Raw genomic sequence first — 16,095 nt, 5'->3', positions numbered from 1 at the left:
ATCACATGTGAGCAACAAAAGGGGATGACAATATTACTTAAGTCATCCCTTTTTAGCGTTACATCAAGTTACAAAATCAGGCTTGTGCTGTTGGAGAATCGGTTCAGATTGTGGTCGTTCCATACTGGAGTGAACATCCAGAACCTCGGTTGCTTCATTAAACCAGCTATCCGGAGCCGCATGTCCCCAGAAGGTTGCTCGTCTCGGATCATTCAAATCCCAACGGATCGGCTTAAAATCAGGGTCACTCGTGAGGTAATCACCTGTATACAACTCAATACGGTTCCCATCAGGGTCACGGAGGTATAAGAAAAACGCATTGGACAATCCATGACGTCCTGGGCCTCTTTCAATTGAATGAGCATACCCCATTGACGCCAGTACATCACAGCAATGAATCACACTCATCGGATCACTAAGCGCAAAGCCGACATGGTGCAATCGAGGTCCCTTTCCGTTCATGAACGCATGATCGTGAACAGTCGGTTTTCTGTGAAGCCATGCCGCCCAAACGCGGTTATCTTCTGTTGCTGTATACTCCGAACACTTAAACCCAAGCTCATTCATATAAAACGACTGGGCTGCTTCCACATCTGGCACCATACAGTTGACATGATCGATCCGCTGAATCCGGGCACCGTGATACAAATCATAGCGTTGAAGCAACCGTTCAGCCGCCTCCATCTCTGCAAAGAATTCGAGCGGCAGTCCTGAGGGATCTTGGACTCTTAAGCCTCTCCCAAGTGCACGCTGTGTTCCTTGTTTCAGCCAACGTGTTTTCATTCCCTTTTTCTCAAAAAAACGATCCAATGCATCAAGCTGTTCATCCGTCATAACCTTGTATCCGATCGATTGGACCCCAGGTTTATCAGCCTTTTTCAAAACTAGACTGTGATGAACGTGCTCTTCTAATCCCCGCAAATAAAGATGTTCATCGTCTCGTTCTGTTTCAACAAAACCGAGGGCATCTACGTAAAACGCTTTTGCCTTTTCTAAATCTGTCACATTCATCACAACTCGTGCAACACGGATAATATTGAAATCCATCCAGGCTCCTCCTTATACGTTCACGTTCTGGGATGTTGTCGGTTTCACTTGATCAAGGAACGATTTGACCATTTCCTTGTATGGATCTTTGTTGTAAACGTCGTAGTATACGTTAGACATGCGGATCGGATCACCGAAGAAATAATACTCATATAAGGCTTGACGTCCACCGAATGAGCTTAACGAGATATCCCATGCTAGACGGAATAATTGAACCTTCTCATAGCCATCAATCTGACCGCCCTGTGTATAACGATGTACAAGATCACCAATGTCTTCGTTCGTAAAATCCTCCTGTGTAGGTGTTCCCATAAGCCCTGAAGCACCGAGTAATCGGACGATTTCAACCATTCGTTGGTACATTTTAGGGTACCAGTTCCGCGCTGCATTCAACGGTGCAAAGTCTGGAGTCATATTCCCGTACTTATCTAAGGATGCATTTTGTTCTGCACGGAAGAGATGGGATCGCATCGTTTCAAGTATGATCATGACCTCTGATGCCTTTTCCTTTACATGCTGGAATCGATCAATTCCAATCGCATCAATCATACTAAGGATGACACCTAAAACAAATTCAGTTTTAGCGGTGTTTTTGGCGATTACCTGGTGCGTCATATGTACCATCGCGTTTGTTTCTACATATGTCCGGTTGCAAATTTCAGAGTTACCGGCCACAAACACTCTTTCCCAAGGTACGAAGACGTTTTCGAAAATGACAATCGCATCACTTTCCTCAAAACGGGCACTTAATGGGTGGTCCCATTGGTTTCTCCCAACATCAAACGATTCACGACAAACGTATTTCAATCCTTTCGTGTTGTTCGGAATTGCGAACGCCATCGCATAAGGATCATCATGTGAGGAAGCCTTGTTGAGCGTTGACGGGAATACGACAATCTCATCAGTAATCCCACCCTGAGTTGCAAGTAACCGTGCGCCATTTACGACGATGCCATCCTTGTTTTTTTCAACGATTTGCGCTGAAACTCCTGGGTCCTTTTGTTCGTGCTGCAATTTCGAGCGATTCACCTGAGGATGGATGAGCGTATGCGTCAGCGTTACATCGTTCTCTCGGCAATACTCATAGTACTTTCGTGCATTTTCACCAAGCATCGGGTCTGCTTCAGCGAAAAAATCCCCAGCAGTTCCGAACGCCATTACACTCGTATTCAAGTAATCTGGTGTTCTTCCCATCATTCCGCCAGTAGCTCGAGCCCATTCTGTAAACATCTCTCTTCTGCGTATCAAGTCATCTATTGTCTTTGGAGCAATAAATGAAAGACCCACTTTATCTCCTGAGGCCGGTGATGTATAAAGCATTTTTTCCGGTTTTTTATGCTGAAGGTCCATTAAATTCGCCATTGATTGAATAACGTTTTTTAATGCTGGGTGTTCAGTTACGTCCTCCACCCTTTCACCATGAATCCATACGTTGTTCTTTGCCATTTTCAATCCATCAATATACTGTTTCCCACTTCTTGCACCCAATCGGATCCCTCCTGAACAAGTATTTTAGTAGACTTTCCGGATGGACCAACCAACTGGTCGACTCACCCGATCATAGTTATTTTTGTGTAGCTGTACTTGATGCTAGGTTTGCTTTCCCGAACTGTGGTATATGATGCTCTGCGGTAGATACATGAATCACTTTCATTTCTGTGTAAAATTCAAAGGCGTAATGACCACCCTCCCGACCGATGCCTGAAAATTTCGAGCCGCCGAACGGGATTCGCAAATCACGGACGTTTTGAGAATTGACCCAGAGCATTCCCGCTTCAACAGCTTCGGCAACACGGTGTCCTTTTTTCATATCGTTCGTCCACACATATCCTGCAAGACCGTAACGAATATCGTTTGCCATGTGAACCGCTTCTTCTTCAGATGTGAAAGTCATCACAGCAAGTACAGGTCCGAATATTTCCTCCTGCGCGACTCGCATTTCATTTTTTACGTTCAAAAGTAAGGTCGGCGGTACAAAGTACCCATTTTCAAGTCCAGACGGTACAGTGCCTTGATACACCTCAGCACCTTCTTCTGTTGCAATATCAAGATAGTGTTTTACACGGTTGAAGTGCTCCGTATGTATGAGCGGGCCTACCTCCGTTTTCATATCTGACGGATCTCCGACGATGATGTTCGATACGCGTTCTTTCAATTGTTCGATAAACCGATCCGCAATCGACTCCTGTAGGAACAAGCGAGAATTTGCCGTACATCGTTCACCGTTAAAAGAGAAGATCCCCCAGACACATGCATCAAGCGCGCGTTCGATATCCGCATCATCAAAAACGATGATCGGGGACTTTCCCCCAAGCTCCATGGAGAAACGTTTTAAGCTTGCTGCCCCGTTTCTCATGATTTCGGAACCCGTTGTTGTTTCGCCTGTAAACGAAATGAGTTGAACATCGGGATGTGCAACTAAGGAAGCGCCAGCTGTTTCTCCAAAACCGTGCACGATATTGAAAACTCCTTCAGGGAGGCCAGCTTGATCCACGATCTCGGCCAGCTTATTGGCAGTAAGCGGGGACCATTCGGCAGGCTTGAGGATCACCGTATTTCCAGTCGCTAACGCTGGGGCGATCTTCCACGTTTCAAGCATAAATGGCGCATTCCAAGGCGTGATCAGTCCTGCTACACCTACAGGCTTTTGAACAGTATAATTCAAAAACTCATCATCAACCTTGTATGCCTCTCCAACCATTCGATTTTTGACCATTTCCGCATAAAATCTGAAGTTGGAAGCGGCACGTGAGGTCATCTTTTTCGTTTGTTTAATCGGAAGCCCCGTATCAATCGATTCAAGGTAAGCAATTTCTTCTATGTTCTTATCAATCAGATCGGCAATTTTATAAATGTAGCTTAGCCGCTCGTTGACTTTCATCGAGCCCCAGGCACCATTTCGGAAAGCATCCCTTGCAGCTTTAACTGCCAGGTCGATATCTTCCGACCGTCCCTCCGCCACTACATTTAACGTTTCTTGTGTGTAAGGACTTTTATTTTCAAACGTATTACCTTTGTGAGCAGATCGAAATTCCCCACCAATGTACAATTGAACCGGATCTTTAATTGTTGGCTTTGTCATTGTCGGCACCCCCTGCCGCTACCTGTTCTGTTCTTCCGTCAAGGATCTGGTTTTCAAGGGATCCCAAATGATCGATTTCTAGTCGGACATGATCACCTGGGTGAACGTGGGAAATACCCTTCGGTGTCCCCGTCCAGATTACATCGTTCGGTTCCAATGTCATAAACGAGCTAATAAACTCGATTAAATCCTCAATGTTGTAGATCAGATCCTTTGTATTTCCTTGCTGACGAAGTTCCCCGTTAACGTACGAGCGAAGTTCCAAGTTATTCACATCTGGAATATCTTCTTTATCGACAAAGAAAGGCCCCATCGGTCCGAACGTATCATGTCCTTTTGCTCGTACAGGCGGGCGGTACATGTTGTTGACGAAATCCCGGACTGTCACATCGTTTGCGATCGTATACCCTTTTACGTAATCCATTGCGTCAGACGCTTTAATGTTCCGACCCTCTTTCCCGATTACAACGGCAAGCTCATTTTCGTAATGCATGTATGTAGCCCCGTCTGGATAATAAACTGGAGCTTTATGACCGACAATTGAAGAGTTAGGCTTAATAAAAAGTACTGGTTCTTTTGGTCGTTCAAGTCCGAGCTCATCAGCATGGTCCGCATAATTCAATGCTAAACCGATCATTTTATTCGGCTGAAAAGGCGCAAGCCAAACCTCGATATCATCTACGTGATACACCTTCCCAGAGGATGTGACAATTTGACCATCGGCCATAGTCCCGGATTGCTCTCTTCCTTCTACGATAAATCGTGCAGTTTTCATCAAGCATTACTCCCTACATTTTTAGTAATTAGTCCATAGTGATCGAGAACAGAACGTATCTCATTTTGTAGGTCTTCACTCGGAAGATCCATCGGTAAACGCAACTTCGGATTAAGTCTTCCCATCATCCCGAGTGCGGCTTTTAACGGAGCTGGATTTGTGTCTTTAAATAACACATCGTTCAGCGGCATCAAATCATAATGCAATTCTTGGGCCTTTCCAATGTCACCATTCGCCCAATAGTTGTAAACATCAGCTACTCTTCCAGGCATGACATTGGCTGTAGCGCTGATATAGCCCGCTCCACCAATGGCAAGCATCGGATAGCAGAGCAGTTCGATACCGGAATAAAGGAGAAAGTCCCGTCCACAATTCAACAACACACGGTTGACGTGCTCAAAGTCTTTATTCGATTCTTTAATGCCGATAATATTCTCGCAATCTTCATTAAGACGTGCGATTGTTTTTACGTCCATATTCACGGCTGTTCGTCCTGGGATGTTGTAAATGATGGTCGGAATATTTACGGTGTCTGCTACTGCTTTGAAGTGTTTGTAAAGCGCATGTTGTGAAGGCTTGTTGTAGTACGGTACGATAACCATCGCTGCATCCGCACCGATTTCTTTTGCCTTTTTCGTGAGGTAAAGTGTTTCTTCATGATTGGTTGATCCTGTTCCGGGTACAAATGGAACTCGTCCATTAACAGCTTTTGCAGCTGTTTCCATAACTTGAACACGTTCTTCAATTGTGAGTGAGGAAGGTTCCCCGGTTGTTCCACATACGGATATTCCATGAGTCCCACTATCAATGTGCCAATCGATCAGTTCTTCCAATGTGGTGAGATCGAGTGAGTCATCCTCCTTGAACGGGGTGATTATTGGAGCAATCGACCCTCTTAATCTCTGTTTCAACTCATCTAGATTAGACATGTTTCCTCTCCCTTTCTTTTATAAAAATAAAGGATTTTACATTTGTACTACCTGTCAGAGTTATCCTCCTCTCCGATACAACATTCAATGTCTTTGATGGTAAAACGATTTGACCGTATTCAGTTTGTGGTCCCGAACATAGGCTTCAACTTCAGATGCGTCGGCTCTATGTTCAATTAGGCGTATAATTTGATCATGCTCGAGTACAGATTCTTTTGCACGATACGGCATGAATGCGGAGCCTGCTCGTCTTATCGAATCCAGTCTTTTCCACGTATTTCGAATGTTCTCCACCAAATATTTGTTGTCACAGTATTCATACGTCAAAGCATGGAACTGGCGGTTATGCTGACCAAACGATTCAAAGTTCAAATCATCAATCGCAGACTTCATCAACTCATTGATTACCATTAATTCTGGAATGCGTTCAGCAGGAAAGTATTGAGAACTGAGTGATGTAGCATAACCCTCGATCACTGCGAGTACAGATAGTGTTTCTAAATATTCATTTTCATTAATCGGGGTTACAATTGCACCGCTGTATGGCTTGAACTGAATTAATCCATCCGATTCCAGTTGACGAAGGGCTTCCCTGATAGGAATAGCACTCGTCGAAATTTCACGTGCAATTTGGTCGATCACAATCCGATAGCCTGGTCCATAAGAGCCGTCTAAAATTCGAGCACGCAGCAACTTATACGCATATTGCTGCTTGTTCATATTAGTTAAGTTAAGCGCTTTCATACATCCATGATATATAAAATCATATATGATTTCAATTATATTTTCAGAATTATTACCCTTATCAGAAAAATAGGAAGATAGTTCGATAGGGTGGCTGGGAAGGATTTTTGCTTTTAATACCCTAGTTTATAAAGATTATCCGGGATCACGTCCTATTCGCCCACAATGTTCTAGTAATAGATATATTCGTATCCAATTACGTGCTATCCGACGCGCTCCCGCTAATTGTTGCCAATTCTATATCCGATTACGCTCTATTCGGATTACATTCTCCTAATTATTGCTAATTCCATGTCCGATTACGCTCTATTCGGACCACATTCTCCTAATTATTGCTAATCTCATGTCCGATTACGCTCTATTCGGACCACATTCTCCTAATTATTGCTAATCCCATGTCCGATTACGCTCTATTCGGACCATATTCTCCTAATTATTGCTAATCCTATGTCTGATTACGCTCTATTCGGACCACATTCTCCTAATTATTGCTAATCCCATGTCCGATTACGCTCTATTCGGACCATATTCTCCTAATTATTGCTAATCTCATGTCCGATTACGCTCTATTCGGACTACATTCTCCTAATTATTGCTAATCTCATGTCCGATTACGCTCTATTCGGACCACATTCTCCTAATTATTGCTAATCCCATGTCCGATTACGCTCTATTCGGACCATATTCTCCTAATTATTGCTAATCTCATGTCCGATTACGCTCTATTCGGACTACATTCTCCTAATTATTGCTAATCTCATGTCCGATTACGCTCTATTCGGACCATATTCTCCTAATTATTGCCAACCTCATGTGCGCTCTACTCGGCGTGCATTCCCCCAATTATTGAGTCAAGTCCATTAATTTGTGTGAAATTCTATACAATGTGCTTCAACCTGTATTTGGATATGGGCAGGGTTTTATATGGAGCCTCAATCAATTACTGGTATATCGTCTCCGATAACTGAATTGTCCAGTATTTTACTTATAAGTGCACTTAATACCTCTTAAGTCATCAAATTACCCATTTATTCACAAATTAGAACACTCAACTGCCTCTTAAATTGATTGCAAAAGAAAAAACTGCCGGGATATCCTCGACAGCCTGTTTCAACTCTATAATTTTGACTATTAATTTATGGCAAAGCTACAATCTGATTTTGCACCGCATAGATAATCGCCTGAGAGCGGCTTTTTACACTTAATTTTTTCAAAATATTACTCACATGAATTTTCACTGTTTTATCACTAATAAAAAGCCTTTCTGCAATTTCTTTATTGCTAAGCCCCTCAACAAGGCACAACAATACATCTTTTTCCCGTTCAGTGAGTTCGCTCGTTTTCAAGTGAGACTGCTTTTTCTTATGATGAAAATCAATCAGTTTTTTTGCCATGCTCGGGTGCAGAATCGATTCACCGCGAGCTACTGTGTGAATTGCATCAATCACTTCATCGGACGGGGCATCTTTTAATAAATAACCATCTGCTCCAGCTTTTAATGCTGCAAGAAAATACTCTTCATGCTTATACATCGTAAGCACAAGCACTTTGCAGTTTGGATAGTGAGTCTTTACCTGTTCTGTCAACTCAATTCCACTTTTTTCTGGTAAATTAATGTCCATTAAAATAACATCAGGTTGGGTTGCTTCAATCATTTCAAGAATATCTTTCCCGCACGTAAGTTCACCTGCAACAGCAATTTCTTCCTCGATTGCAATTATATTTTTCAATCCATCCCGTAGAACAGCATGATCATCGACTAGCAATACTTTAATCATCCTACTTCTCCCCTTTATATTCGTCCGCTGTAGGGACAATGAGTAAGATTTCTGTCCCACGTTGCGGAAGGCTATTTATTTTTAATGAAGCTTCCACCTGCTCGGCCAATTCATTCATGTTGAGAATACCATAATGGGCATCCTTTTTCGCTTTCATGAGTGCATGATAAAGTTTGAAACCTTGACCATTATCTTTTATTCTTAAAATCACTGCCTTTTTTCCGTATTTTAATACGATACTCATCTTTGTAGCCTCTGAATGCTTACCTGCGTTTTGCAGGCCTTCAGAAAGTATTTCATAGAGAATTTTTTCTATATGGGATGGCAGCGTTCTTGTTGAACCTCTTACTTGCAGAGTGGCTGGAATATGATAATCATTAGTAAATTCCTTCATTCTGGACTGAATTGCATTTTTGATTCCTACCTTGTCAGTCGGATACGGTCTTAAAGCATAAATTGATTCCCTGACTTCTCCTAGACTCCCCCTAAGTTTCTGTATACTTTCTTCGACTAACTGCTCGGAATGCCCTGCATCTTTTTCCAAAATTCGTTTAGAGGTTTCAAGCTTCATTACTGCTCCTGCAAGTGATTGTGCGATTCCGTCGTGAATTTCCCTAGCAATACGGTTTCGTTCTTCTAATAGGATTCTTCGCTCCCGTTCTGAAAACAACAGCCTTGTTTTTAAAATGACTGCAATCTGGTTGGCGAGTGTTGAAACAAACTGTAAATCACTTATCTGATAACCTTGATTGTTCGTTTTACCTACTAAAATAATCCCTAGCATTTCTTCTTCGATTCGTAATGGAGTTACGACGACTGAACGGATCGACTCGTGAAAAAGACGCTCCACCTCATCAGGTATTTGCTCGCGGTGGCGATACCGACTCGTTTCGGCAATGTTCTCAAACCATTCACGTTCAAATAACTGTTCTGGATTTGGGTTAATCCCACCAACGCGAATCGAAACGGTCCATCCCTTTTCTTCCTTGGTCATTAGTAAAAAAGCATCCGTTGGAATATACTCCTGAAATCTTTGCTCTAACATTTCGGCCCAATTTGATGAGGGAAGCTTTCGATTTAATTCTTTCGTAATTGAGAATAATGCGTTTAAACGATTTTTCTCGATTTGTAACCGGCTGATGATTGCACTAATAATCGACACAGCTACTAAAGGGGCGAAAAAGAATAGATATGAAAAGACGTCGACTACTCCCCGATTTTGGCTCCCAAGCAAGAACATGGAAGTAATGTATATAGAAGAAACAAAAGCAATGATGCTTTCCTGCAGGATCTTTTGCTTCCAGTCTTTCAATTGATAAGGGTGCGGTCGAAGCCATAATATCAAATCAATGAGAAGATTATTTATAAAGTAAAAAAATAAAGTGAAAAACAATGCGTGCAAAATGTTATAGATTAGATCCCCTGACATAGTGCCTGCAAGTCGTTCAAGAAGCCAGAGAGTAGTGAAATGCGCGAAACACAAAGAAATCGATAACTGGGCGGGATTAAACCAAACAACGCGTTTCGGACGGTTTGCTATCAGGTTTATTATGAAACTGACCATTGCATAAATGAGTATTCCTGTCCAAACCCCATACATGACTACCAGGGTATATACAAGCGGAAAGCTTAATGAGGTCATCCCTCTCCAAACCGGTATTGGATAAAGTTCTGTTACAAACAAAAAAAGAATGAGTACAACCGGTGTCCACAGATCACCTGTGATCGGTTTAAATTGAAATATGCTATATGAAATCAACAACCACCCGAACACTGAAACTATAGTTAGTATTCGTTTAGAGAGTTGTTCTTGTCGGACACGGGATGAAATGTTCATTTTTCTATAGCTCCTCCTATGTATAACTCATAAACTAGTATTTTTTGTTAATTATTGCTATATTATGATTATTACATATCGACGAATAAGACACCTCGTTTTTGGTGTAGGAGGCGTTGCAATGAATGTCATGAATGTGATGGAGTTGTTGGCTATGGATTGTATGGAACGTAATTGGAACAACTTGCCACTAAAATGCAAGTGTGAAATCTGTATGCAGGATGTCTATGCAATTACTTTAAATAAGCTAAAGCCTCGATATGTTTCCAAGGAAAAAGGATATGCATACGTAAAGGCCCAACATCTAGATGAACAATCTAAAGTCAATATTCTAAATGAAATGATCAAAGCATCCAACCTCGTGAATCACTCGCCCTCACATTTGGAGAAACCATCAACCAAATAAACCATTAGAATACCAATATACGATTCCAAAAAGTAATCCTAATCCTAAAAGTAAGAGTGCTAGCCACTCATTTTTCATTCTCAATTTCTACACCTCTAGAATAGCCGGAATTTCTGATCAAACTAGAACAGAAATTCCGCTGTCTGGTTTTGGATAACCCAAATTACATATAAAGCCGTTTTCCAATTGAATAGTGTACGAACTGAATATCTGCCTTCAAACAGAGACGACTAGTAACACATAGCGTTTAAATTACTTTTAACTGAAAAGCTTTGGTTCCGTTTTATAATGATCCCTAAATTACACCTACTATAAGTATACCTTAATTGAAACATGCTGACAGGGAAAAATCTCATTCGTTATTATTATTAAGCTTACCGTCATTATTCCCTTGTAGCATCGTCGGTCCAGTTGAGAAAGCACTATCCGGCTTTTCTTCCGAAAGAAGGGACAAAATGTTCATCTCTTCAATATCCGCCTTCGTTTGATCGCTTCCCAGCTCATAAATCGTTTCATATATCCGATTTAAAAGCCGGTCGTATTTTTGATGATCCTGATCTGCAGTATCTAGAATGTTTGAAAAGAAATGTGAATGAAAATAACCGAGTGTATCTGCATTATCCGCTTCCTTAAACAGCTCGTCTAAGGCAATAGCCTCATCCTCAGTAGCAATGATTTCAAAATCATAACTGGACGACCCTTTGACTCCCCGTACTTCACCATTGCTAGTACCACCTTGTACTGTTACATAATAAGGCTTTCGTTCCATGTCTAATTCAACCCCTGCTCTATTTATAATCGATAACGTTATTTTGTGTTTATCTGCTATTTTTATTCGATTGATCCGTTCCTCCAACCTATCTCGAATTAATTTATCTAATATTCTGAAAACTGATTGACAATATATTGCATATCTTAGATAATAACAAAAAGGGTTTGGGAGGAAATCCTCATGAATAAGCATACCTCGTATCAAGCCAAAATGAAGGAGCTGGCTCAACAGAAACAAAAGAGGGCCGAACATTTTTTTCTGTCACTTGCCGCTCAGCTTGTACTTGATGAATCCCTTTTCGTAACTCAGAAGAAAAAACTACTAGAAAAAATTGACGATGCCCTCGACCAAAATGATTATGATGCTTTCATTAGACGATCTTCGGAATTTTCGAAGTATAGAAATAGCTGAGAAATTAGAAATAAACATAGTTAAAAGGGTGACTTCTCAGCGAGGTCACCCTTTCTCTTGTTTCATTATTCAACAATTAATGTTGATACCATGTCCGCGTGGCCTTCTCCACATGGAATCGTACAGTAAACCTGATATTCTCCAGGTTCCAGGGTTAGCTCTTTACTCCCGCTTTTCTTAATATTAAAATCGTTCTTGCCCTTGATCCCTAAACCGTGGACCCCTTCTTTACTTTCGAAGTTAATCGTAACAGCCTCACCGGACGTCACTTTATAAGAATCTTGATTGAACTTCCAGTTTGTTGCAGTAATTTCAAGCGATGACGTCGTTTCGCCTCCGCCTTCGGTAGCTCCTTCTTCAGTGCCTTCGTTTGTTCCTTCTTCCATTCCAGTGTCATCGTTTTCAGCACCTTCATCCGTTTCGCCCCCACCACAAGCGCCTAACACAAGCATCGTGGAAAAAAGGATCGAAGCATAAATCCCTTTTCTTTTCATATTGTATACCTCCCTCGTTTGATGTTTGATAAAAAAAATTTTCATATGTATTTTGAGCTAACACAGATGGTTTCATTCAAAATAATATTCATGCCTTTTCAAAACTAAAAAAAGAATTTGATTCCTTTGTCCCGACATTTATCTTTACAAAGGAATTCAAACTCTTAATTTCGTTATTCGACATTAATAACAAACAAACGAGACGATTCGTCTACGATCTATTCCAAAATAGACCCAACGATATCCAGTCCAGCGATAGCCAGCTACGGATTGTCTACCTACAAAGGTCAACCAGGCCCAAAAAGCAAAGCCACCTCTGAGCCAAATGTAAACATAACGCCCGATACAAGGACGGATCGCTCCAGGATCTACTGCATATGTCCCAACTCCCGGTCCAAACTGCTGTGCTCCACCACCTGGACCACCAAATTGCTGTGTAGTAGCCGATTGCTGTGGTGTAAATTGTGGCGGCGGACCTGAAGGCGGACCTCCGCCACTAGGAAAAGGAGGTCCGGATGGCGGACCCTGTTGTTGACCTCCTCCACCGATAATATTCCCTAAAAAGGACAATGGATTAAACTGCTGTCGATTGCTCATGGTCTTACTCCCCCTTCCTTTGGGTTTCAGACTATTGTATGTCAAATAAAACTGTTAAGTGCTGGGCATTTGTACATACTGTGTATGGTTAAATGTATGTGACGTCCGAAAAAAAGCAATGTTTACGAATACTTATATAATAGACTTTTGGGAGGTTTTACTATGTCTAAGTATATCGTTAATCATGATCAAAAAGTGATTCATCGTTCTTCTTATGTTTGTGATGAATGTAATATACCCCCATACGAACACCAGATGCGTGAAGACATCGAAGAAGATAAACTCATCCATCAATTGACCGATCTTACATATATTAAATGTACGAATTGCTTTGAGCTTATTTTACTCTCTCAAAAACATGATGACAGTGATAAACGGATATAAAGTATAGTACTTCTTAATATTTATTATAAAGCAGCTCTTCTTTACCATTTTCAATATTGATGTAGCGCCATGTATGATCATGATCAGATAAACCGTAAGCATGAACCGGAACGAAGCCACCTGAGGTCGAAGAATAGATGACATACGTATCTTCATAGTCATACATTCGTTTTTTCGCAAGCTCTTTGTCTTCAATTTCCACTTTATCCTGGAGTACCTTTAACCCTTGCTTAGGTGAAATCTGTTCGTTGACATCCACACTAAAATCCAATGGTAATGGTACATCCTCAATACTATGCATCATCCTTAACTCCCCTGACCGTGCATCGAAATTAACGATCAATGAACGATCAGAAAATGCATAAACGGGTAACGATTCAAACAATGGCATAACCCGGAACGAATAATACTTAACATCAATATTGCTTGAATAATTGACGTTGATTCCAAGATATTCGATAGAAAAGGCTTTATTTTCACCGTAGATTTTATCAAGGAATGGCTCTACTTTGCTTTGTACTTGATCGACTTCTAAAAGTTCCCCTTTTGCATCAGGAGAATCGTATGAAGACAATCGTATCGGATAACCTGAAAATGCATCCACCTCTCCACTGATACTTTCATTTTCTATCCTGAATTGATATCTATAATCGTAATCCTTCTCTAAGGATACTTCTTCAGGGTCAACTTGAAAAACATCCGCGATCCTATTTGTCAGATCATCCTCACTTAATTGTTGTACTTGATCAGGCAACTCGTGAAAACGATTGTACGTATAACTGAGTCTGTTGATTGACTCAACCGGTTTACTTAGGTTCTTCACATCTACCGTTTCAAAATATGAACTGTAGCCATGATTAAACTTCTTATAATCCTCCGTAACTTCCAGCATATATTCAGCAGCATATTGTACTAGTAGGTCATAGGTCTTTTGATCAACATCATCCCATCTCCCATCCTTCTTCCTTAGGTTGAGGTTGTCTAGTGTGGTATAAAAGGATTGTTGTTTTATATATAAGCTGGAACCCTTGAGTTTTTGATCTTCAAACCAATTTAAAGAATCGGTTAATTGATGTATCCCTTTAAACATCCGATTTGAATACATATCTTTTAAAAAGTTCAGCTCTTCACCTGAAGCTTCAGGTGTACTACCTATGACATCCTGAAGATATTCTGCCCCACCGTAAACATCATGGAAAGCAGTAAACACCTCTTCTTTACGTTGGTCCAGATAATGATTGACAATGATCAAAAATAGAACACTACAAAGCACTAAAACGATAAACTTCAATCGTCTTAGTTTCATTCGCATCTGTACCCGGTCATCTAGTGATTTTGGAACATCGACTTCTAGTTCATTAAGATGCCGCTCTTCATCAAATCCTTCGCCTCGATTATAGATTGAGTTGCATGAGCTGCATTCCTTCAAATGTTCATCAACTTCTTTTTGAACAGTTGAACTGAGGTCCCCTGCCACATATAGTGGATATAAATCTTGAACGAGATCACACGAACATTGCATCTTGATCAAACACCTCCAAACTCCCTCTCATATTTCTCTCTAAATCTTTTCCGAGCACGATAAATCCCTACCTTGACAGCCCCTTCTGTATCCCCTGTTATCTGAGCAATTTCACGATAAGTCATTCCTTGTTGGTCCCTTAAAAGTAAATATGACCTTTCTCTTTCAGAAAGCAAAGAAAGGATGGAAGAAATGCTTTCCTGCCTTTCTACTGCTCCTAACCTGTCGTTTTTATCTACCCATTGTTCATCAATGAGATCGTTACTGATTTCTAATTGTGTGGATTTTTTCTTTTGATAACTTATATATGTATTTCTAGCTATCGTAAATAACCAGGTCTTCAATGAGCTTTCACCACGGAACCTTTTAAGTGATTTAAAGGCTTTTACGAATGTATCATGGGTTAGCTCTTCTGCTATGTAGGGGTTTCCTGTGTTTCTCAATAAATAGGAGTAAATCGGCTTTTTATAGGTTTCATACAAATCACTGAACGGATCCGGCATTTCCTCCCCCTTTCTCTCTAATGGTATAGACTTCTTCCTTTTGTTAAAGTTACAAAAGAATTTTTTTCGCTAGGATTATTTCGTCTTTCGGATTTTTATTATAATATCAATTGCATTTTTGGAAAAAGCATGGTAATCTTGGATATGCTGAAAGAGGAAATAAACTGGGTACGATGCTTATTGCTCTAAGCCCGTCTGCCTGTCTGGGTCGAAATCTCCAGCGCCAGGTGTATAAATCCCATGTATGTAAATCTTTAAATAGGCCTTGAAAGGGCCTATTTTTTTGCTAAACAATAATAACTATAAAGAAAACTTGGCTAACGTCAAGCCTTAGCCCTAAAAGGATGCACCTAAAGGTATGACCAAGGTCTCCTTAACGGCCTCGTAGGCGATCGTCCTAGTTGCGCTTATACTATAGATTTCTTAACGTGCAAAAAAAGCTTCCAGCGGTGGAAGCTTTCTTAAATGCTATTCATCATCAAAATACTCTTCAAACTGTTCATCTTTATCTTTGTTCTTTGGGGTATATGGGTTTTCATCATACACATTCTCACTATCAAGGTTTGTTTTGATCGCAAATATTGGACCCTTCGGAGCTTCTGCGATCACCCGATCATTAAGGCGATCAAAGTCAGCTTTAGAGGTCTTATTTTTATTTTCCATTAGGCTATCATCCCTTACCGTTGTTCTTTTTGGTATGCGATTAAGACGATTTCTTCGTTGTTATCCTTTTTTAATTCCTTTTCAAATCGCTGTATCCTCTCAAGAGTTTCCTTTTTGACGTTCGCTACTGGAAATTCAGAACTTTGCATGG

General features: G+C 40.9%; 18 protein-coding genes. 3 read left to right on the top strand and 15 right to left on the bottom strand.

What is annotated here, in order from left to right; genetic code table 11:
- Nucleotides 1-63: 63 nt before the first annotated feature.
- The 8 genes from hpaD to MOJ78_RS08035 form a co-directional block, all read right to left on the bottom strand.
- On the bottom strand, nucleotides 64-1,047 hold the full coding sequence (gene hpaD / locus MOJ78_RS08070) for a 3,4-dihydroxyphenylacetate 2,3-dioxygenase (protein WP_304980675.1): 984 nt from the start codon (nucleotides 1,045-1,047) through the stop codon (nucleotides 64-66).
- Nucleotides 1,048-1,059: 12 nt separating this feature from the next.
- Nucleotides 1,060-2,535, bottom strand: a complete 1,476-nt coding sequence (gene hpaB / locus MOJ78_RS08065) for a 4-hydroxyphenylacetate 3-monooxygenase, oxygenase component (protein WP_304980674.1) — start codon at nucleotides 2,533-2,535, stop codon at nucleotides 1,060-1,062.
- 76 nt (nucleotides 2,536-2,611) lie between these two features.
- Nucleotides 2,612-4,129: a 5-carboxymethyl-2-hydroxymuconate semialdehyde dehydrogenase gene (hpaE, locus tag MOJ78_RS08060; protein WP_304980673.1), complete on the bottom strand. Its 1,518-nt coding sequence runs from the start codon at nucleotides 4,127-4,129 to the stop codon at nucleotides 2,612-2,614.
- Nucleotides 4,110-4,904, bottom strand: coding sequence for a fumarylacetoacetate hydrolase family protein (locus MOJ78_RS08055; RefSeq protein ID WP_304980672.1), 795 nt, complete (start codon nucleotides 4,902-4,904; stop codon nucleotides 4,110-4,112). The genes hpaE and MOJ78_RS08055 overlap by 20 nt, the downstream gene beginning before the upstream one ends.
- Entirely contained in the window at nucleotides 4,904-5,833 is a 930-nt protein-coding gene (gene hpaI / locus MOJ78_RS08050) for a 2,4-dihydroxyhept-2-ene-1,7-dioic acid aldolase (protein ID WP_304980671.1), read from the bottom strand. The genes MOJ78_RS08055 and hpaI overlap by 1 nt, the downstream gene beginning before the upstream one ends.
- Before the next feature lie 84 nt (nucleotides 5,834-5,917).
- Entirely contained in the window at nucleotides 5,918-6,577 is a 660-nt protein-coding gene (locus MOJ78_RS08045; protein WP_304980670.1) for a GntR family transcriptional regulator, read from the bottom strand.
- A 1,136-nt stretch (nucleotides 6,578-7,713) separates the two neighbouring features.
- The gene (locus MOJ78_RS08040; RefSeq protein ID WP_304980669.1) at nucleotides 7,714-8,355 is read right to left on the bottom strand and encodes a response regulator; all 642 of its coding nucleotides are present in this window, start codon (nucleotides 8,353-8,355) and stop codon (nucleotides 7,714-7,716) included.
- A 1-nt stretch (nucleotide 8,356) separates the two neighbouring features.
- Nucleotides 8,357-10,192, bottom strand: a complete 1,836-nt coding sequence (locus MOJ78_RS08035) for a GAF domain-containing sensor histidine kinase (protein ID WP_304980668.1) — start codon at nucleotides 10,190-10,192, stop codon at nucleotides 8,357-8,359.
- A 121-nt stretch (nucleotides 10,193-10,313) separates the two neighbouring features.
- Between MOJ78_RS08035 and MOJ78_RS08030 the strand changes: the two genes are divergently transcribed.
- Complete coding sequence (locus tag MOJ78_RS08030; protein WP_304980667.1) at nucleotides 10,314-10,598, top strand: late competence development ComFB family protein; 285 nt, start codon at nucleotides 10,314-10,316, stop codon at nucleotides 10,596-10,598.
- Nucleotides 10,599-10,950: 352 nt separating this feature from the next.
- On the opposite strand, the gene MOJ78_RS08025 is transcribed toward MOJ78_RS08030, so the two are convergent.
- Complete coding sequence (locus MOJ78_RS08025; RefSeq protein WP_304980666.1) at nucleotides 10,951-11,367, bottom strand: hypothetical protein; 417 nt, start codon at nucleotides 11,365-11,367, stop codon at nucleotides 10,951-10,953.
- Between the two features lie 183 nt (nucleotides 11,368-11,550).
- Here MOJ78_RS08025 and MOJ78_RS08020 point away from each other — a divergent pair, with 183 nt between their 5' ends.
- Complete coding sequence (locus MOJ78_RS08020; protein WP_304980665.1) at nucleotides 11,551-11,781, top strand: IDEAL domain-containing protein; 231 nt, start codon at nucleotides 11,551-11,553, stop codon at nucleotides 11,779-11,781.
- 65 nt (nucleotides 11,782-11,846) lie between these two features.
- Here the strand turns inward: MOJ78_RS08020 and MOJ78_RS08015 are convergent, their stop codons facing one another.
- Together MOJ78_RS08015 and MOJ78_RS08010 are read right to left on the bottom strand one after the other, a co-directional pair.
- On the bottom strand, nucleotides 11,847-12,275 hold the full coding sequence (locus MOJ78_RS08015) for a cupredoxin domain-containing protein (RefSeq protein WP_304980664.1): 429 nt from the start codon (nucleotides 12,273-12,275) through the stop codon (nucleotides 11,847-11,849).
- A gap of 183 nt (nucleotides 12,276-12,458) precedes the next feature.
- Nucleotides 12,459-12,872, bottom strand: coding sequence for a transporter (locus MOJ78_RS08010; RefSeq protein WP_304980663.1), 414 nt, complete (start codon nucleotides 12,870-12,872; stop codon nucleotides 12,459-12,461).
- 162 nt (nucleotides 12,873-13,034) lie between these two features.
- Here MOJ78_RS08010 and MOJ78_RS08005 point away from each other — a divergent pair, with 162 nt between their 5' ends.
- A complete protein-coding gene (locus tag MOJ78_RS08005; RefSeq protein WP_304980662.1) occupies nucleotides 13,035-13,256 on the top strand; it encodes a hypothetical protein in 222 nt (73 codons plus the stop codon).
- A gap of 13 nt (nucleotides 13,257-13,269) precedes the next feature.
- On the opposite strand, the gene MOJ78_RS08000 is transcribed toward MOJ78_RS08005, so the two are convergent.
- The 4 genes from MOJ78_RS08000 to MOJ78_RS07985 all read right to left on the bottom strand — a co-directional run bounded on the left by MOJ78_RS08000 (nucleotide 13,270) and on the right by MOJ78_RS07985 (nucleotide 16,093).
- Complete coding sequence (locus MOJ78_RS08000; protein WP_304981207.1) at nucleotides 13,270-14,778, bottom strand: zf-HC2 domain-containing protein; 1,509 nt, start codon at nucleotides 14,776-14,778, stop codon at nucleotides 13,270-13,272.
- A 5-nt stretch (nucleotides 14,779-14,783) separates the two neighbouring features.
- Nucleotides 14,784-15,281 carry an RNA polymerase sigma factor gene (locus tag MOJ78_RS07995; RefSeq protein WP_304980661.1) on the bottom strand — a complete coding sequence of 166 codons (498 nt, stop codon included), beginning with the start codon at nucleotides 15,279-15,281 and terminating at the stop codon, nucleotides 14,784-14,786.
- Nucleotides 15,282-15,749: 468 nt separating this feature from the next.
- The gene (locus tag MOJ78_RS07990) at nucleotides 15,750-15,944 is read right to left on the bottom strand and encodes a hypothetical protein (protein WP_304980660.1); all 195 of its coding nucleotides are present in this window, start codon (nucleotides 15,942-15,944) and stop codon (nucleotides 15,750-15,752) included.
- A gap of 14 nt (nucleotides 15,945-15,958) precedes the next feature.
- Nucleotides 15,959-16,093, bottom strand: a complete 135-nt coding sequence (locus MOJ78_RS07985) for a hypothetical protein (protein WP_304980659.1) — start codon at nucleotides 16,091-16,093, stop codon at nucleotides 15,959-15,961.
- Nucleotides 16,094-16,095 lie beyond the last annotated feature (2 nt).

Origin of the sequence: Alkalihalobacillus sp. AL-G (assembly GCF_030643805.1) — a bacterium.
Lineage (GTDB): Bacteria > Bacillota > Bacilli > Bacillales > Fictibacillaceae > Pseudalkalibacillus.
This window is presented reverse-complemented; position numbering and strand designations above follow the sequence as displayed.